This is a genomic window from Paenibacillus sp. J31R122, from assembly GCF_056269185.1.
In genome coordinates this window covers 650,066-668,461 of record NZ_JBWDNM010000002.1, presented here as the reverse complement: position 1 = coordinate 668,461, position 18,396 = coordinate 650,066, and the positions used below count along the sequence as shown (strand labels likewise).

The window sequence follows — 18,396 nt, the reverse complement described above, 5'->3', positions numbered from 1 at the left end:
TTCCTCATGAAGGCAGCAATCTGGACAAATTCATGAGGAATAGTGTCACAAGATGATGGGTTTTCTTTATCTTGAACGATCACCCTTGCGATCGCTTAAAAAGATGAAAGAACTTAGCTTTAATATGCTTGCTAAAATCTTATAAGAAAACCTGCCGGAGGAAACTGGATAGATGGAATCATCATTACAGCAATTAGTTGAGATTTTCCGAAACATCGATGGTTTTAACAGAGTGTTCTTGCTTTTTCGTCAAAAATACAGAAGTTACGGAAGAATTACCAAAAGTACGACAGTTAATCTTGAAGATCCAACACCTGATGAATTACGGGTATTAAACGGATTTTTGGGTTCGGCTTATGGGAAAGATGAGGTAATCCCAATTGCTGCGGACAAAATAGAGAAGGAAATTCGGAATAGTAAATATCGAGAATTATTCGATGGATATGATCTAAATGATTTTTTAAAAATGTACTATGGGGGGAAGTTAACTTCAAAAAGTGAAGACAAGCAGCGTTATGATGCAGAAAAGATGAAATTTTTCCAAGCACTTTCGAGTGAACATCAGATGGAAAGTTCATTCTACCAATTTATTTTATTTATCAAGACTTATAAAAATGCACCATTTATTCATATTATGTACAAAAAGAACCCCGAGCTCCTTAAACAATTGCTTGAATTAATTAAAAAATTATTTGATTACTTACCTTTAAGTAGTAACATCTATTTGCCTATGCTAGCTTATGAGTTTACTGATAATTTTTATGATTTGAATCCTAGATCTGATGGCGGTAAAATTTTGCTGTTTGCATTACAAGTATTAAATCATTTGACATCAGGAAATGTGCTCATTTCAAAACCAAATGAGGAGCAGATCAAAGAGATTTTACGAGGTTATAATATTATATATTGTCCAGAGGCTAATAGAAAAACGCATCGTTTGTGGATTTCAGTTACTCTTAATGAAGAGGAAAACAGATATCAATTGATTCCTTTGAGAAGGATCGGCGAGGGATCTTTTGCAGAAGTATATAGAGTGTTTGATCCCGTATTAAAAAGTGAATTAGCATGTAAAGTGCTTTTTGAAAGATCCAATATGTTTGAAAATAATGTAGCAGGAGGCGACGATCCGTATCTTCGATTTAAAAGAGAAATTAAGTTTCTAAAAAATAAAGTTTCTCATCGAAATATAATTGAAATCAGCAAAATACAACTTGTAAATGAGCCAGTCTTTTTCACGATGCCTCTGGCGGATGCTTCTTTAGATGAATGGTTGGGATTAAATTCTTGCATCTCAGAAGAGGTAAGAATAAGTATCTTTAAAGATATCCTAAATGGTGTAGATTATCTTCATGACCGCAAAATTAGTCATCGAGATTTAGCTCCTCATAATATTTTGTTATTTAAAGAAAGCGACGGGTCTATACTAGTAAAAGTTGCTGATTTTGGGCTAGCAAAAGACAAGCGTTCACTATCAAAATCAACAGGATTATTTGTTAATGGATATGGAAGAGCAGGTTACACTGCACCAGAACAATTAAATAGTTTGAAGAGTGCTGATCATTTATCTGATATTTATTCATTGGGGGCTATTCTTTATTACTTATTAAGTGGAAAGCCACCTGAAGAACGATACAGACGATTGGTTACACATCAGCTCATTATTATGAAGGCTATGGAGGAGGATCGTACTAAACGGTATCAGACAACTAAAGAACTTATTGACGACATTAATCTTATAGATAGAAAAAGTATGAGAAAAGAAAATTCTCCGTTTTATAGTTTGGAAACATATGAATTTAAAGATTTCTCTGCCGATGTTAATTATGTTTTACAGTGTATTGCTTCAGTTCAAATCGAGGATTCTGATAGGGTTATTGAAAAGTTTATAGTACCATTCAAATCAATTCCGATAAATGTATTTGTGGAGTGTGCCAAATGTGACGCGTTAATGATTCCTTTTGTACATATGACTGAAGAAAATATATCAAATGTAACAAATAATAATGAAGTGGACTGGGATCAAGTGTCTTTGCTTATAGATTGTATTTACTATGAGTCACAAAATATAGCATTACAAATAAATGTTACAAGGATATTAATGAATATTGCATTGAAATTTAATAATCTTTTGGCGCAATCGCTACTTGTTGGTATCCTAGTGTCAATGAATAGTTTTACTTTAATATCTCAACAAGTAGCATTTATAATTGAAACAAATTATTCGGAATATCGTGATTTGCTGAAATGTTTGTTGCAGGAAATTGAACACCCTTATGAGATACAAGAAATATTGAATGATTACTAGTGAAAAATTTTCCGACTTGAGCCCTTCCCCCACCTTTTTGGGTAAATAACCCTAAGCAATACTTTACCAAAATCCCACCGAAGAGGTGATGCCTCATAATAACTCAAAAAGTACCTAATAGATTAGCCAAGGAAAAGTTGTCATATCTGCTGCAACATGTAAAAAATCCGGTGAACTGGTTCCCTTTGTGGAAGAGATATTGAATGAAATCGCGAAGCGCGACAACAGGCTCGTCTTCCCTTCTATTGGATATAGCTAGTTATTGACCCACACGTACCTGTCATTGGTGTCACGTTTTGGAAAGTGAATCATTACAGGTGAGGTAGTAGTTGCTTTGCTTAACAAGCATTAAACAGCAGCACACTAGCCGGTAACTTTTCTGAGAATTGCCGATGGGCACTTTAGAAGCTATTTCTCGAACAGCTGAAAGATAAGCCAGCGGACACAGACAGCTATAACAAAACAAGACCCCCGATTCCTGTACAATACAGGAGATCGGAGGTCTTTTTTTTACTATTTCATAAGTTATTCCATTTCCTACTTCATACGAAGCATAGATGTCCACAAATCATTGCTCTCATAACCAAGGCGCCATGCGCCAATACCTGCTAGATCGTATTTCTTAGCAATGTTAATACGAGCTTTCACTGTTTCCTCAGTTTCTGCCCAGAACAGATAAGTATATCCATCCTTATAATACTTGTATTTCATCTGTCCGGATTCTGGATCAAACACACCGGTTGCACCTGTGTCTGAAATAAGTGTTGGTAGCTCTTTCATATAAATAGCACGATTGCCTACGAGCTTACCAGTACCGTCTAGCTTCCATTCCCGTACGTAAAACGGAATTCCCAGCATTAGTTTGCTGCGAGGGATACCGTAATCAAGAAATTGCTTTACACCTTCTTCGACCCATTTTAGCCCTGCGACTGAACCAGGAGTATCACTCCCGCTCCAATGCTCATCATAGGCCATAATGTATATCGTATCAACGACCGCTGCGAGGGCGGCATGATCATAAGCGGTTAGATGATTCCAGCTAACGCTGCCTCTTGGCAAGTCAATTGAAATCGTTAATTTCTTCGCATGCACGGCATTAGCAAGAGCTGTGACGAAGGCAGTGTATGCCTTGCGGTCATTGCCAGCTACTTCTTCGAAATCGAGATTGACCCCAGCAGCTCCGATAGCGACTAGGCGATCAACGAGCTTGCTAATGAATTGCTTCTGAGCAGCGCTATTCGCCAAAAATTCTGTCGTCATTTTTCGGTTGAACTGGTTATGAACAAGTGGCATTACTTGAATGCCTTTTTCTTTTAATGTAGTTACAACTGTAGGGTCAGATGTATCTTTGAGAGAGCCGTCAGCAGCGGATAGCTCGAACCAAGTTGGAGAATCGATCGAAAGTCCTTGCGTATTCGCAACATGATTTAATACAGTTGAACTCGCAGAGCTGCCGTTCCAACCCAAGTACACTAAGCTTTTGATGTTGCTCCAATAAATGCGTCCGTCAGCAGTTCGAACTGTACTATTGGAATAGCTTTTCGCATAGGAGAGAGCGCTTTTCAGCGAGCTGAATGTTTTCAGCTTTTTGTCCTTCTGGTAGACGCTTAAATAGGGAACTCCTGACCACCAAACCGAATCATTATAGACAACCTCGGAATTCACATTTTTTTTGGCGAACTCAACGGCAGCTTCAAGACTTATGAATGTCTTAAGTATAGCGCCGTATTGCTGTACCTTATAAGCTAGAACATTAGAATGAACAACTGCACTGGAAGCTGTATTTACAACCTGGCTGTTTGTAATTGAAGCCGAAGCTTTAATAGCGTCATACAGATAAGAGAAGAGTTTATCTCCTCCAACAGCTTGACCATCAACGACTATTTGATAGACAGGCTTTGCTGCATGCTGACTTTTGACTTGAGCCTCCGTCAGGTTACTCCAAACCCATGAGTTCGTTTTTAACTCGATAATGTGAGCGTTGCCCCACTTTTTAGCTTCCTTTTTGGCAGCATCAAGCGTGGTAAACGACCAATTAGGCAACGTTTTGTCGCCTTGATAAAGTCTAAATTTGGCATGCCCCTCATACTTCCAGCCAATGCTTTCAAGGTCTCTAATATGTACATTAGATAACGTCTTAGCAACTGACAATGCCTGCTCATATGTACTAAAATCTGATTTTGCTATCGGCTTGCCGTTCTGATAAACCTTATAGCGGGGGAAATTATCCCATACCCAGCTACGTCCAGCAATCGTCTCCACATGAGAATAAGTGAATGATTTGGCATAAGCGATCGCTTGTGATTCTGTAGCAAATTCTTTCAAAGCTTTGTCATTCTGATAAACACGGTATTTCGTCATCGCTGCAGCTGTTGCTGCGTCGATTGTGCTAGTTGTCACCGTCATCAAAGTTTGGCAAAGTAAAACTAGCAATAGTGCTGTACTTATCTTTCTTTTCATACGTTTATTCGACACGCTCCTCTCACTGTCTCTCTATTAGACGCAAAAAGAGGAGGGAGGTTGCTAGAATTGTGTGAATATTTTAGATGTAATATTTCCCAGGAGATCTTTATGAAGGTAATATTACAAACGTAATTGGCTTTGCCATCCACTTTTATATTAAAAAAAGCATCCATCAGCTGCTTCATCACGATGATGAAGTGCAGCTAATGAATGCCTTAGATTCTCTTATCTAATTACTAGTCAGCTATATCCGCCCAGAAATCCTCGTCCGCGTCGAGTTTTATTTCGGAGCGGAATGTTCGGCGGTTGTATTGTTTATACATATACTGCTCGATTGCTTCCAGCAGATTTGCTTCAAGGAGATATTGGGAGCGGCCGTTCACCCAAACTTCAGCCGTAAAACCATATTCCTCTTCCCAGGACAGCTGTACTTCTACGTCCGTAGGATTAACACCTCTACGTTCAGCCATATGCATACAGACAGCGTTAATGATTTCGTCCGTATAAATTCGCATGATTAGTAAGGTCTCCGTTGGTCTGGCGGGTTACGCTTGCTGCGGAAATATACAAAGGCCGCACGTATGACCATAATGATCGCGAAGATGGCAAGCATATTAATCATAAATCCTAGAATGTTTCCGAAAGCGCCTAATCCACTGAACATGCTTCCGAACAATAAGCCGGCCAAGCCGCCGACCATTAAGCCTTTCATTAAACTACCGCCGCTGAAAAATCCAGGTTTTTTCGCGCCAGCTTTTGCTGGTGCTTTGGTTCCGGGATTCGATTGAGTAGCGCCATCGGATTTCTTTGGTGTAGTAATACTTTGTTTAGGTGATTTAATGCCGCCACCGCCACGCGGTTTAGCATCGGCATATTGTCCAAACCCTAATGTGAAAAATAACGCAAATGCAATTGTCAATAATAAACCCTTTTTCATCTGTAAGTTCTCCTCCTGATTTTCCGTAATACAAGCATTGCTTACACATTAAAATACGGCTAATATAGACGAAGGTTTCAATTTTTTATTAGCCTATGTGCTGAGGTAGAAAAGTAGTCGTACGATTTGGACAAACTCATTTATATTATTATTGCGAATCGAGAACTGAGGTCTGTGATCCAGTGTCAGTCCGTTTACGCTTAATAGGAGGGATAACATGCAAATGTTTCCTGTCGCATATGTTTCCTATTTAGTTGAATTTCATGCAACAAGAGATTATTTCGAGTGTCACGAGCTGCTGGAGGAGTATTGGAAGGAGCATCCAGGGGATACGCTTTCTGATACATGGGTAGGGTTTATTCAGCTTGCTGTCGGACAATATCATGAACGTCGAGGCAATCAGCGTGGAGCGGCGATGATGTATGCTCAAGCAGAGAGAAGGCTGCAAGCTTCGCCATTGGAAGAGCTTGGATTAGACAAAGTAAGCCTACTTGAACAGCTAAGCAAAAGAACAAATGGCTTTGAGACAGAAGCTGCGACGAGTTACTTCGATATGAATTTTCAAATCATTGATGAACAATTAAGACAGTTATGCGAGCAACAATGCATAGAGCGTGGACTGGTATGGGGTGTGTCCAGCCAGTTAAATGATGATTCACTTATTCATCGGCATAAGTTAAGAGATCGTTCAGACGTAATAGCGGCAAGACAAGCGGCATTTTCAGCCAAAAAAAAGGAGCGCGACGGCTTGTCATAAAGCCGAAACGCTCCTGTTCTATTCGTGCGAGCTTGCATCGTTAGCATCTACCAAATGTTCCAATTCTCCAGTTTCTGGATCAATAATTAGTCCATGAACAAGAATGTTTGCTGGCAGTAGGGGATGATTTCGAATAATACTTACGGTATTTATGACACTGTCCTTAATATTGTCAAACCCAGTTAGCCAGCGCATAAGGTTAAGACCGGAATGCTTGAGTGTATTAATGGTATCTTCTGATATACCGCGATCTACCATGTGCTGAATGATTTCTTCGGGGTTTATTCCAGTCATGCCGCAATTGTGATGTCCGACCACAAATACTTCGTCTGCTTGCAGCTCATATACCGCTACGATTATGCTTCGCATAATATTGCCGAAGGGCTGTGTAACAATGCCGCCAGCGTTTTTTATAATTTTGGCGTCACCATTTTTCAAGTTCATTGCTTTTGGCAGCATCTCGGTTAAGCGTGTATCCATACAAGTCAGTATGACCATCCGTTTATCAGGAAATCTGCTTGTCGCATATTGTTCATATTCTCGGTTAGAGACGAATTGTTTATTATGACTTAATATTTGGTTGATGTTGCTCACTTGCGTTTGCCTCCCTAGTACAATTCTGAATTATAAGGCCATGTTTAGAAATCGAAGATTATTCGTATAAATTTGATTGTTGCTCCTCAGGCTGAAGCTGTTGTGAGTAGGATCGTAATCAACGCGTAAATTCGGTTCGTAATAAACCTCATGCCGCGGCTCGTAATAGAAAGGGAAGGGATCCCCTTGCGACAGCTGGTCATCAACTGAAGGCTCATCTATAAGCTGTAGGCTAGGTACGCCGCTGACGACACAGCCGCAATCTTCTGTATCGTGGAGCAGCTTAAGCAGCTTAGTCCCGTCATTTAAATAAGGAGCTAGCCGATCTTCAGCCGTTTTAGAAAATGTAATGTGCATTTGCAGTACCTCTCTTTCTTTACGCCTAGTTGCAGTTTTGTTTGATTAGGTTTAAGTTGATTATAAGGATTGTAATAAGTAAGATCAAGCGTAAACTACTGTCGCCGTCCTTGCGGCAAAGCAAAGTTTCGCGGTGAATGATAAGCCTATTATAAGTGTGAAACTTATAAAGTCTTATCATTCAAGTTAAGTTCCAATGAATGGATTTTGAATTTTGTTACATAGGAAAGGTGGAATACTAATGTCAGTACAACAATCAGAATCGCTGCAAAGCTTTAGAGAAACGGTACGCAAAATTAAAAGCTACGAGGAAGCGCTTGGTGTCCTTTATTGGGATCTACGAACAGGCGCGCCTCGTAAAGGAATGAATAACCGATCAGAGGTTATCGGTGTTCTATCTGGAGATTTGTTCAAGGTATCTACTTCACCTGAGCTTGGGGAATGGATGTCGAAACTTGAAGAGCGTTCTGTCTTCTCGGGCCTGTCAGAAATCGATCAACGTCTATTAACGGAGACTCGTAAGGAATACGATCGCAGCATAAAAATTCCACCGAAGCTTTATCAGGAATATGTCGTGCTTGCCTCACAGTCCGAATCGAAGTGGGAGGAAGCGAAGGGAAATAATGATTATGCAAGCTTCCAGCCTTATTTGGAAAAAGTCATTTCCTATACGAATCAATTTATTGATCTATGGGGGGCAAAAGCAACTCGTTATGATACATTGCTAGACCAATACGAGCCTGGTATGACTGTATCTGAGTTAGACCGCGTGTTCGGAGGCTTGCGTAAGCAGCTCGTGCCGCTTGCATCTGCTATAGCTAATTCATCGCATCAACCGGATACTTCATTCCTCAGCCAGAAGTACGATAAAGATGCCCAGAAGGCATTTAGCATGCACATATTGAAACAAATGGGCTTCGACTTCGAAGCTGGACGACTGGATATAAGCGCTCATCCATTTGCAACCGGTTTGAACCCAGGCGATGTCCGTATTACAACACATTACTTAGAAAATGATGTAACAAGTGCGCTGTTTGGAACGATTCATGAAGGCGGTCATGCGCTTTATGAGCAAAATATAATGGATGAGCTTATCGAAACGACTTTGTGCACGGGTACATCCATGGGTATTCATGAATCGCAATCCCGCTTCTGGGAAAATGTAATTGGTCGCAGCAGACCTTTCTGGGGAAGGTATATGGGCAGCTTGCAGGAGCATTTCCCTGGTCAGCTTGACGTTTCAGTTGATCAATTTTATAGAGGCATTAATGTCGTACAACCATCACTAATCCGAACAGAATCAGATGAGTTAACGTACAATTTGCATATTATTATCCGCTATGAGATGGAGAAGCTTATTTTCAACGAAGGCGCGAAAGCCGCTGATTTGCCAGCGATTTGGAATGAAAAGTACAAAGAATACCTTGGAGTGACACCATCCAACGATGCTGAAGGCATATTGCAGGACGTTCATTGGTCCGGCGGAGCATTTGGGTACTTCCCATCTTATTCACTTGGCAACATGTACGCTGCCCAAATCGCGGATACGATGGAGCGTGATCTGCAGGGCTTCTGGTCACTCGTAGGAGAGGGTAATCTACTGCCAATCAAGCAATGGCTGACCGAACGGATTTATAAATATGGAAAACTAAGAACACCGGCTGAGCTCATTCAAAACATAACAGGCAAGCCGCTTGATCCGCAGTATTTAGTCACATATTTAGAAAAGAAATACAAAGATATTTATAAGCTGTAAGCTTACGAAGGCTGTTCCGAAACGTCTCATTGACGATCCGGTGACAGCCTTCTTTTTTGTACCGCTATTCACCGCCTAGGCCCATGGTGCATAGGCTGAATGACAACAATTAAAGTGAAATAGCGGGAGGGAATGAAAATGAATAGACGTAATCTCATGTCACTGCTGCTAGCGGTGGTGCTCATCGCCACAGCTGTGCTTGCAGGCTGCGGCAAAGGAGGTTCGGAGAAGACAACCGTTCGAATCGGAGAGGTCACTCGGTCGTTATTCTATGCACCTGAGTACGTGGCTATTGCCAAGGGCTTTTTTGAAGAGGAAGGGCTCAACGTGGAATTAACGACTACCCCAGGCGGAGACAAAACGATGACCGCTTTGCTCTCAAATGTAATTGATGTTGCTCTTGTTGGTTCGGAAACATCTATTTATGTTAATCAACAGGGTACGGATGATCCCATTATTAACTTTGCTCAATTGACACAAACCGATGGAACATTTCTTGTAGCGCGCGAGGCAGATGACAATTTTGATTGGAATACATTGAAGGGGAAAGTTTTTCTTGGCCAGCGAAAAGGCGGCATGCCGCAAATGGCGGGAGAATTTGCTCTGAAGAAAAAAGGGATTGATCCTCATGCTGATTTGGAGCTCATTCAAAATGTTGATTTTGCCAATATATCAGCTGCTTTTGCATCAGGAACTGGTGATTATGTTCAGCTATTTGAGCCAACGGCATCTATTTTTGAGAAAGAAGGAACAGGTCATGTAGTAGCATCATTCGGTACAGAAAGCGGGAAATTGCCGTACACCGTATTTATGACGAAAGAGAGCTATATGAACAAAAACAAAAAGGTCGTTCAATCCTTTACGAATGCGATCTATAAAGCACAGCTCTGGGTCGCCAAAAATGATGCGGCAACGATAACGGACACTGTTATCTCCTACTTCCCAAAAGTAGACCGTGAAATTCTGATTAGTTCAATCGACCGTTACAAGCAACAAGGCTCCTTCGCTTCAGATCCAATTATCGATGAAGCGGAATGGAATAACCTGCTTGATGTTATTTCCTCCGCGGGTGAGCTCAAGGAACGTACGGAGCATAGTGAGCTAGTGAATACCACTTATGCCGAAAAAGCGATTAAAGCCGTGAAATAAAAGAGGTGCTTGCATAATGAACGTACCGGTGCTTGAGCTGCAGAAGTTATCTCATGTTTACGTAAATGAAAAAGGCGCCTCACTTGCAGTGGAACAAATTGAGCTGACCGTCTCTCGCGGTGAATTCGTCAGCTTAGTAGGACCAAGCGGCTGCGGCAAGACGACGGTGCTGAGTTTATTAGCAGGCCTATTTCCTCCGACACGCGGGCAAGTGCTGCTAAATGGCGAGCGAGTAACTGGCCCATCCCCTAAGGTAGGCTATATGCTGCAGCAAGATTTTTTGTTCCCTTGGAGAACGATAAGAGATAATGCCGCTTTAGGGCTAGAGATAAGCGGGCGCAGGACAAATGAAACACTTCTTTCTGTCGATGACTTACTTGTAGAGCTGGGTCTTCCTGACTCGGCCCTTCGTTATCCGCATGAGCTCTCTGGCGGAATGCGACAACGAGTTGCTTTAGCTAGGACGCTTGCAACAGAGCCTGAAGTGCTGCTGCTCGATGAGCCTTTTTCCGCATTGGATTTGCATATTAAACTTCAGCTCGAGGATTTGGTTCAGCAAACGTTGAAAAGGCTGGGCAAAACAGCTGTACTTGTTACGCATGATCTAGCAGAAGCGGTTGCGATGAGTGATCGTGTCATTGTACTGGGTCGAAATCCGGGTCATATTCGGTGTGTGTTGGAGATGCCAGAGGATATTCGGTTAGCATCGCCGCTGGATGCTCGTAAGCTTCCAAGCTTCCAGCCTATTTTTGAACGGCTATGGGCGGAGCTGGATGATGAGGACAATGAAGGGGGAGGACGCGTTGGATGATCGTAAGCGGGTGAAGCAATCGAAAGCGAATGACCGAGACATCGCGTCTATAACCGGTATTCAAGAGGATCGCCGCGACTGGATGCAGGAGCTGCATAATCGGTATAAGCTGCGTGGGCGTCGTGTAACTGCTGCTGTAGGTGTGACCCAAATAGTCATCCTGCTCCTATTTATTGGACTCTGGGAGGCAGCTGGTCAGTATAAATGGATTGATCCGCTCTTATTCAGCTACCCAACAAAGCTATTTCGTTTACTATGGGAAATGAGTTTTGATGGCAGCTTGTGGCCGCATGTCGGCATGACGGTCCTTGAAACGATTGTAGGCTTTGCGTTAGGTACGTTGCTCGGGACAGCCATTGCAGCGATACTTTGGTGGTTTCCATTTTTGTCTCGTGTATTCGATCCTTATTTGGTCGTTTTGAATAGTATGCCGAAGGTCGCTCTGGGTCCTATTTTTATTGTAGGGCTTGGACCGGGCTTTATGTCTATAGTAGCTATTACTTTATCGGTTACGGTTATCATAACGACTCTTAATATTTACAACCAGTTTAGAGAGATTGAAACGGGCTATGTAAAGGTTGTTCGATTGCTCGGAGCATCACGTTCGCAATTATTTCGGCTCGTTATATTACCAGCTTCATTTCCCGTCATCATTTCAACTTTGAAAGTGAACGTAGGGCTGGCCTGGATAGGTGTTATCGTTGGGGAGTTTCTCGTTGCGCAGGTCGGTCTCGGTTATTTGATCATCTATGGCTTTCAGGTGTTCAACTTTACGCTGGTGCTATCAACATTATTTGTTATAGCTGCAGTTGCGACCGTTATGTATCAGCTGGTAGCGATGCTAGAACGACGGTTAACGGAAGGCTGGCGTGAGCGGTAGTATGGTAAAGCTGGCTATTAATATGGCATATATAAATCAATCTGAATAGGCTCTATCATGCTCAATGAGCCTATTTATGTTTTTTTAGAAAAAAAGTAATTTTGTCCGAAATTCGACCATAGAATATAGAGGGAAAAAATTCGTTGCGCAGCTAGCGTAAACGGTTGATGCGGATCTTTGGCGACACAGCGTATGTTTCGCAAAGAAATATAAGATTTTATATAAGCGTATAACTTATATATTCTTATATTTCGGGAAAAGAAACAGTCACCCTAGACGAATGTCCTGCATACACTTTAAATGAATGATTGTATGGAGGAGGTTAAATCAATGACTATTGCAGATAAACAGCTGCATTACAGAGAAATTATCACTAAAGCTGTCTGCGGAAAAGGTCGTAAGTTTTCCACTGTAACCCATACCGTAACGCCGCCTCATCATCCAACCAGTATTCTGGGTGCATGGATTATCAATCATCAGTATGAAGCGGTTCGTTCGGGCGACGGCATTGAGGTGATCGGTACTTACGATATCAACATTTGGTATTCGTACAGCAAAAACTCGCAAACAGACGTAGCGAAGGAATCCGTACATTATGTTGAGCATGTCAGTCTCTCCTATGTAGATCCGAAACATCGGGCTTCGACAGAGGAAGTGTCTGCCGACGTGATTCAAGAGCCAAATTGTATCGAAGCGAATATCACTTCGAATGGCTCTGGTGTCGTTGTACGTGTCGAACGTGAGTTTTCGGTTGAACTAATTGCCGAGACTAAGGTTTGTGTAGCGGTGGTACCAGGCGGTTGCGGTGACCTGGATGGCAAGGATTTGGAATTCAGCCTCGGCGATAGCGATTATGAGGATTTGGATCCAGACTTGCTGGACGATGATCTGTAAGCAAGCGGGCTGCTTTGCTGTCAAGTTATCATATGCTGCGTTAGCAGCATAGTAGAGGGCGAAAGCCCTCTTTTTTTTTCTTTTTTTTAAAAAAAGATTGGATTTGTTCTGCAGACTGAGAATGGAAAGAAATTGGTGCTATTTTGATATTATTAACGTGAAGAGTGGGGAAGTGAAAATTCCCACATAATCTTACGAAGTAAAATAGGATAAAGGCGGTAAGAGCGATGGCTTCGACGTGGATATGGCGCGGCAGCTATGACCGACTGGAACGGATCGATTATACAGAGCGGATGGATCGCGTATCCGATGAACGAAATAGGCAGTCCATCAATGCTAAGCCTTGGACTGACGTTAAGGATGGGGACGCGGTCATTTCGTATTCAGTTACACGTTCGATTGATAACCGCTTCGGCTGTGTATGGGTGTTAAACGCAAGCAGTTTGGTGGCAGAGCACATGTTATACGAGGAGAAGCAGCGCATCTGGATGCGGGCTGCTTTATATAGCGGGGTATCCTTTGAAAGTGAACGGTTGTATCGTGTAAGCGTGGTGAACCTGGAGCCGATAGAGATACAACGAATGGATAGACAGGGAAGAGCAATCGGGGAAGGTCAGGTATTATTGACTGGTGTTGATGAAAGCCCGGTGGGCAGTGATCAGCGAGGATTTTGGAGTGGTGAAAGCGGAGCTTTGCAGAGCATCGATAAAAGCCGAGCGGGCAACAATCCGGGGAATAGTTGGAGAGCTGATCGAGTGGCGCCGCAGGTGAGGGAGGAGGTAGGGCAGGGCATTGGCGAGAACCGAGCGGGCAGCAATCCGGGGAATACTTGGAGAGCTAATCATTTGGCGCCGCAGGTGAGGGAGGAGGTCGGGCACGCCATTGGGCGATGGCCTGAGGATGTGGTTCTTCGGCGGGTAGTACGCACCGCCGTGCAAGCACTCTACGCGCTTGGCCTCGATATTGGAGAGGCTGAGATCGCGCTTGGGGGGGACGGGCGAACAGCCGTCCGAGCAGCTTGGCCGAGGCTGAGGGAGACGAAGCTGGAGGCGGCTGCGCTGCGCCGATTCGCTGCGTGGTATGCAGCAGCGAGAGCGGGGGAAGCGGAGAGGCGGCCGCTTCTAATTGGCGCCGATCCGGAGTTTGTGCTTGTGACGCCGAGCGGGAAGGTCGCGGCGGCGTCACGTTTTTTTGGGGCTGGCGTCGGCGGGGCTGCGGGAGCCGACGCTGTGCTTGTGGGGCGGCGGCTCCTTTATCCCGTCGCCGAGCTGCGGCCCGAGCCGGCCGCTGACCCGGCCGCGCTCGCCGCGAACGTACGGCGGCTATTGCTGCGCGCCGCCGACCGCATCAGCGACCCCGCTTTGCGCTGGGCCGCAGGAGCAATGCCCGTGCCGGGGCTAGCGCTCGGCGGGCACATTCACCTAAGCGGAGCGCCGCTTACCAGCCGCTTGCTCCGCCTTCTTGACAGCTGCGCGGCTTTCCCGCTTGCTCTAGTTGAGGACCCCGCCGGGCGAGCTCGTCGTCCCCGATATGGAACACTCGGAGACTATCGCCTGCAATCGCATGGCGGGTTCGAATACCGCACGCTGCCAAGCTGGCTCGTCTCGCCGGCAGCGGCAAAAGCAGCCTTCGCATTGGCGCTCTTATGCGCCCGCGAGGCGTTCAATTTGTTTTACATACCTGCTCTCAATGAGCGGTATGTTGAAGCTTATTACACCGGCGACCGCACAGAGCTTGCTGGCTGTCTAGACGAAGTCGCTGCGTCGATTACGGCGACTGCAAGCTACTCAGAGCTAGCGCCTTACATTGAGCCGTTATTTGACGCGGCCAGTCGCGGCGCAACATGGAATGAAGCCGCGGATATTCGCGTGAAATGGCGGATTGCCCCTTTTTAAAAGGTTGACAGCATTTATTTAACTCATGTAATCAATCGGACTCAAAGCCACAATGAAAGCAGTTATGGAGGTTTGTTATTTGTTGATTCTTTATTAGTTGTTTCGATATTAGTTGATTCATTATTGAAAGCGAGAAATACTTCAAAACCAATTACTCACCCACCCAAGCTCCTTCAATGCTCCTCATATCAAACCATTCGCCGTCTACCATAAAGCGGCTGTTAGGGAGGTCGATGCGGTCCAGCACGCCTATTACTTCAAGTGCTTCATAAGGGTGATACATGCGAAGCTTGATCTGCATTCTGTGTTTAAGAGATAGCTCGAGAGCTTGCGATACACCTATTAATTGCTGCTCCTGCAGCTTTACTTGCTGCCGGCGAATGTGCTCGTGACGTTGCTCCTTCATTGCTTCGGTGTGTTCAGAAAGCAGCTTAAAGCCGGTATCCCACATCAGGTTGCTGTCCGGAGATAATTTGTTCACTTTCACGATCGTAACCACCTTTTCATTATCAATGGTTCTATTATATACAGAACAAATGTTCTTATTCTAGTCTTGACTTTTCAATAAACGGACATACTCTTTTAATGCTAGCTTAAGCTTTCTTTTATAAAATAAAAACATCAACCCCACAGTTGATCTATAGAGCTAGGACAGACCCACAGCAATGTGGGTCATTTTTTTGTCTGAAAAAGGTTTTCCTGATAATTCCATCGCCTGCATTTCACCATGAATCGAACACTTTTACCGTAGAGGACAAAGAGAGCCGTATCGCTTGTAGCGCACACTTGTTCCGCTTGGTATAATGAAGTTCTACTGTTAACTATAATAGGAACGAGCCTCCTTAATAATTAGAAGGATTGGCCCGTTCATTTTTAGGAGGACGTCATGTCTGAATATACGCCGATGATTCAACAATATCTTGCTATAAAAGAAGAAGCGAAGGATGCTTTTTTATTTTTTCGTTTAGGTGACTTTTATGAAATGTTTTTTGAAGATGCTATAAATGCTTCCCGAGAACTTGAAATTACACTGACGGGTCGAGGGGGCGGCGGGGATGAAAAAATTCCTATGTGCGGTGTTCCCCATCATTCAGCTGAAAACTATATTAGCAGACTTGTAGACAAGGGCTACAAGGTAGCCATTTGCGAGCAGGTAGAGGACCCTTCAGCTGCTAAAAGCATCGTTCGCCGCGAAATCGTGAGGATTATAACGCCAGGAACGGTGATGGAATCAAAGGCGCTGGAGGGCAAGTCCAATAATTTCATTACAGCAGCCGTTCTTTCCGGAGGCATGCTCGGCATTTCCGCATGTGATTTATCGACTGGCGAGCTGTATGTCACTTCATTTCCAGACCATTTGGAAGCGTTGATCGATGAAATAAATGTATATCAACCAGCGGAGATCGTTGGCGATTCTGAATTATTGGACAAGCTGCAGGCTGCAGCTGTATGGAACAGACAGGTACTCTTGACTGCTCGGGAGCCAATGGCAGAGGAAAAGCTTACCGAGCATTACGGAGCAGCTGAGCTGGAGCGGCTATCGGAGGCGCGTCTTCGCGCTGTTAGTATTTTGACAGGCTATCTGGACGAGACGCAGAAACGATCACTTGGACATGTACGGACTATTAGTACATATGAACCGAATCAATTTATGATTTTGGATCATTACACAAGAAGAAACTTGGAATTGACGGAGACGGTTCGCGACCGAAGCAAGAAAGGCTCGCTCCTGTGGCTTCTGGATCGCACGCAAACTTCAATGGGCGCGCGAATGCTTCGCCGCTGGATCGACAAGCCACTGCTAAGCAGCAAGGCGGTTGAAGCGCGATTGGACGCCGTGGAGACGCTCTATCGCGATCTTATTTTACGCGATGATATTCGAGCAGAGCTTCAACCTATCTATGATTTGGAACGATTGGTAGGCCGAGTTGCGTTTGGCAGCGCGAACGGAAGAGATCTTCAAGCGCTGCGCAGCTCGCTGCAGCGTATTCCAAGCTTGTCTACGCTTTGTGAGCAGTCCGGATCGGATGTTCTAAAGAAGGTTGTAGACGGAATAGATGATTGCTCGGACTTGGCGGACCTTATCGAGCGGGTGCTGGTTGATGAGCCGCCGGTTGCGATTCGTGAAGGAGGGCTCATACGGGCTGGGTATGATGCCTATTTGGATACGCTTCGCGAGGCAAGCATGAACGGGAAGAAATGGCTTACTGAGCTTGAACGGCAAGAACGTGAAGCAACTGGAATTAAATCGCTCAAAATCGGCTACAACAAGGTGTTCGGCTATTATTTGGAGGTATCCAAAGGAAGTATCGCTATGCTTCCGGAAGGCCGATATGAACGCAAGCAAACGCTGGCGAACGCTGAACGTTACGTTACACCTGAGCTGAAGGAGAAGGAGCGTCTTATCCTTGAAGCGGAAGACAAAATGGTCGATTTGGAATATGCGCAATTTATCGAGCTGCGCGACCATCTCGCCTTACATTTGCATAGGCTGCAGCAAGCGGCAGCTGTAATAGCGGAGCTGGATGCATATCAATCACTCGCAACGGTAAGCGCCGAGCGCAGATTCTCACGGCCTCGCGTGAATGAAAGCTACGATTTGCATATTGAAGACGGCAGACATCCGGTTGTAGAAGCTATGATGGATGGTACTCCTTTTATAGCTAACGGCACCTCACTCAGCAAGGACGAAGAGTGGATGCTGCTTATTACAGGACCAAACATGGCTGGGAAAAGCACATACATGCGACAAGTTGCGTTAATTTGCATCATGGCCCAAATCGGCTGCTTCGTACCGGCAAAATCAGCTGTCATACCACTCATCGATCGGATTTTCACTCGAATCGGAGCCGCTGACGATCTAATAGGCGGTCAGAGCACCTTTATGGTGGAAATGAAAGATATTCAGATCATGACGGAGAAGGCTACCGCGAATAGTCTTGTTATTATTGACGAGCTGGGCCGGGGAACGTCGACTGGTGAAGGTATGGCGATAGCGCAGGCCGTTATTGAATATGTTCATCATCATATTGGCTGCAAGGCGTTAGTATCCACCCACTTTCATGAGCTTGCGCATTTAGAGGAATCATTGCCTGCACTTACAAACGCGCGGATGGCGGTTGAGGAGAGCGGTGATAATGTTACGTTTTTACGTAAGCTGATCCCTGGCGCGGCGGATACGAGCTATGGCATTTATTGCGCTCAGCTTGCAGGCCTGCCGCAGTCGATCATAGGACGGGCTTATGAGCTGCTTGAAGGCGCTGAACCCTATTCTGCACAAGCTGCAAGTATAGCGATCATAAGAGATCCTAATCTAGCTAATAATCAATCACCTAGTCTAAATACATCAAATCAACACGCTCTTGAACACAAAGCTAAGGAGAGTACAGGAAATTACGGCATTGTACAGTTGTCCATTTTCGACGAGCCAGCTGCAGCACTGGAACCGGAGCCTGTTAAACGGAAGGCAAGTCCTAAGGCGGAACAGCTGGCCGAGCAGCTTCGCAAGCTTGATTTGTTTAATTTGACGCCGATGCAAGCGATGCAATGGCTGAATGATATGAAAGGCAAGCTGAACGAATAATAGAAGCGAGAGGGG

General features: G+C 44.4%; 15 protein-coding genes. 9 read left to right on the top strand and 6 right to left on the bottom strand.

Annotated elements, in window-relative coordinates:
* The first annotated feature begins 172 nt into the window (after positions 1 to 172).
* Positions 173 to 2,305: a protein kinase domain-containing protein gene (locus AC0YN7_RS06210; RefSeq protein ID WP_475809070.1), complete on the top strand. Its 2,133-nt coding sequence runs from the start codon at positions 173 to 175 to the stop codon at positions 2,303 to 2,305.
* Positions 2,306 to 2,842: 537 nt separating this feature from the next.
* On the opposite strand, the gene AC0YN7_RS06205 is transcribed toward AC0YN7_RS06210, so the two are convergent.
* From AC0YN7_RS06205 to AC0YN7_RS06195, 3 genes are all read right to left on the bottom strand, one after another.
* Positions 2,843 to 4,780, bottom strand: coding sequence for a glycosyl hydrolase family 18 protein (locus tag AC0YN7_RS06205; protein WP_475809069.1), 1,938 nt, complete (start codon positions 4,778 to 4,780; stop codon positions 2,843 to 2,845).
* A 224-nt stretch (positions 4,781 to 5,004) separates the two neighbouring features.
* Complete coding sequence (locus tag AC0YN7_RS06200) at positions 5,005 to 5,283, bottom strand: YxcD family protein (protein WP_475809068.1); 279 nt, start codon at positions 5,281 to 5,283, stop codon at positions 5,005 to 5,007.
* Between the two features lie 2 nt (positions 5,284 to 5,285).
* Positions 5,286 to 5,705, bottom strand: a complete 420-nt coding sequence (locus AC0YN7_RS06195; RefSeq protein WP_475809067.1) for a hypothetical protein — start codon at positions 5,703 to 5,705, stop codon at positions 5,286 to 5,288.
* 217 nt (positions 5,706 to 5,922) lie between these two features.
* On the opposite strand from AC0YN7_RS06195, the gene AC0YN7_RS06190 reads away from it, so the two are divergent.
* Complete coding sequence (locus tag AC0YN7_RS06190; RefSeq protein ID WP_475809066.1) at positions 5,923 to 6,462, top strand: DUF309 domain-containing protein; 540 nt, start codon at positions 5,923 to 5,925, stop codon at positions 6,460 to 6,462.
* An 18-nt stretch (positions 6,463 to 6,480) separates the two neighbouring features.
* Here the strand turns inward: AC0YN7_RS06190 and AC0YN7_RS06185 are convergent, their stop codons facing one another.
* Both AC0YN7_RS06185 and AC0YN7_RS06180 read right to left on the bottom strand, forming a co-directional pair.
* Positions 6,481 to 7,056: a beta-class carbonic anhydrase gene (locus tag AC0YN7_RS06185; protein WP_475809065.1), complete on the bottom strand. Its 576-nt coding sequence runs from the start codon at positions 7,054 to 7,056 to the stop codon at positions 6,481 to 6,483.
* 30 nt (positions 7,057 to 7,086) lie between these two features.
* On the bottom strand, positions 7,087 to 7,413 hold the full coding sequence (locus AC0YN7_RS06180) for an iron-sulfur cluster biosynthesis family protein (protein ID WP_475809064.1): 327 nt from the start codon (positions 7,411 to 7,413) through the stop codon (positions 7,087 to 7,089).
* Between the two features lie 241 nt (positions 7,414 to 7,654).
* On the opposite strand from AC0YN7_RS06180, the gene AC0YN7_RS06175 reads away from it, so the two are divergent.
* The 6 genes from AC0YN7_RS06175 to AC0YN7_RS06150 all read left to right on the top strand — a co-directional run bounded on the left by AC0YN7_RS06175 (position 7,655) and on the right by AC0YN7_RS06150 (position 14,798).
* Positions 7,655 to 9,169, top strand: a complete 1,515-nt coding sequence (locus AC0YN7_RS06175) for a carboxypeptidase M32 (protein ID WP_475809063.1) — start codon at positions 7,655 to 7,657, stop codon at positions 9,167 to 9,169.
* Between the two features lie 138 nt (positions 9,170 to 9,307).
* Positions 9,308 to 10,318, top strand: coding sequence for an ABC transporter substrate-binding protein (locus tag AC0YN7_RS06170; RefSeq protein ID WP_475809062.1), 1,011 nt, complete (start codon positions 9,308 to 9,310; stop codon positions 10,316 to 10,318).
* A gap of 16 nt (positions 10,319 to 10,334) precedes the next feature.
* Positions 10,335 to 11,129 (top strand): ABC transporter ATP-binding protein, encoded by a 795-nt coding sequence (locus AC0YN7_RS06165; protein WP_475809061.1) that lies wholly within the window; start codon positions 10,335 to 10,337, stop codon positions 11,127 to 11,129.
* 82 nt (positions 11,130 to 11,211) lie between these two features.
* Positions 11,212 to 12,009, top strand: a complete 798-nt coding sequence (locus tag AC0YN7_RS06160; protein WP_475809126.1) for an ABC transporter permease — start codon at positions 11,212 to 11,214, stop codon at positions 12,007 to 12,009.
* A 330-nt stretch (positions 12,010 to 12,339) separates the two neighbouring features.
* Positions 12,340 to 12,903, top strand: coding sequence for an outer spore coat protein CotE (locus tag AC0YN7_RS06155; protein ID WP_475809060.1), 564 nt, complete (start codon positions 12,340 to 12,342; stop codon positions 12,901 to 12,903).
* 227 nt (positions 12,904 to 13,130) lie between these two features.
* Entirely contained in the window at positions 13,131 to 14,798 is a 1,668-nt protein-coding gene (locus tag AC0YN7_RS06150) for a putative amidoligase domain-containing protein (RefSeq protein ID WP_475809059.1), read from the top strand.
* Positions 14,799 to 14,949: 151 nt separating this feature from the next.
* Here AC0YN7_RS06150 and AC0YN7_RS06145 read toward each other — a convergent pair whose 3' ends face one another.
* A complete protein-coding gene (locus AC0YN7_RS06145; RefSeq protein WP_475809058.1) occupies positions 14,950 to 15,285 on the bottom strand; it encodes a YolD-like family protein in 336 nt (111 codons plus the stop codon).
* A 399-nt stretch (positions 15,286 to 15,684) separates the two neighbouring features.
* Between AC0YN7_RS06145 and mutS the strand changes: the two genes are divergently transcribed.
* Positions 15,685 to 18,381: a DNA mismatch repair protein MutS gene (gene mutS / locus AC0YN7_RS06140; protein WP_475809057.1), complete on the top strand. Its 2,697-nt coding sequence runs from the start codon at positions 15,685 to 15,687 to the stop codon at positions 18,379 to 18,381.
* The last annotated feature ends 15 nt before the right edge of the window (positions 18,382 to 18,396 follow it).

Bases quoted from the DNA above. Each gene is read 5' to 3' on its own strand.
- AC0YN7_RS06150 (WP_475809059.1), top strand. From the start codon at position 13,131: ATGGCTTCGACGTGGATATGGCGCGGCAGCTATGACCGACTGGAACGG.
- AC0YN7_RS06165 (WP_475809061.1), top strand. From the start codon at position 10,335: ATGAACGTACCGGTGCTTGAGCTGCAGAAGTTATCTCATGTTTACGTA.
- AC0YN7_RS06175 (WP_475809063.1), top strand. From the start codon at position 7,655: ATGTCAGTACAACAATCAGAATCGCTGCAAAGCTTTAGAGAAACGGTA.
- AC0YN7_RS06170 (WP_475809062.1), top strand. From the start codon at position 9,308: ATGAATAGACGTAATCTCATGTCACTGCTGCTAGCGGTGGTGCTCATC.
- AC0YN7_RS06200 (WP_475809068.1), bottom strand. From the start codon at position 5,283: ATGCGAATTTATACGGACGAAATCATTAACGCTGTCTGTATGCATATG.
- mutS (WP_475809057.1), top strand. From the start codon at position 15,685: ATGTCTGAATATACGCCGATGATTCAACAATATCTTGCTATAAAAGAA.
- AC0YN7_RS06210 (WP_475809070.1), top strand. From the start codon at position 173: ATGGAATCATCATTACAGCAATTAGTTGAGATTTTCCGAAACATCGAT.
- AC0YN7_RS06180 (WP_475809064.1), bottom strand. From the start codon at position 7,413: ATGCACATTACATTTTCTAAAACGGCTGAAGATCGGCTAGCTCCTTAT.
- AC0YN7_RS06195 (WP_475809067.1), bottom strand. From the start codon at position 5,705: ATGAAAAAGGGTTTATTATTGACAATTGCATTTGCGTTATTTTTCACA.
- AC0YN7_RS06190 (WP_475809066.1), top strand. From the start codon at position 5,923: ATGCAAATGTTTCCTGTCGCATATGTTTCCTATTTAGTTGAATTTCAT.
- AC0YN7_RS06155 (WP_475809060.1), top strand. From the start codon at position 12,340: ATGACTATTGCAGATAAACAGCTGCATTACAGAGAAATTATCACTAAA.
- AC0YN7_RS06160 (WP_475809126.1), top strand. From the start codon at position 11,212: ATGCAGGAGCTGCATAATCGGTATAAGCTGCGTGGGCGTCGTGTAACT.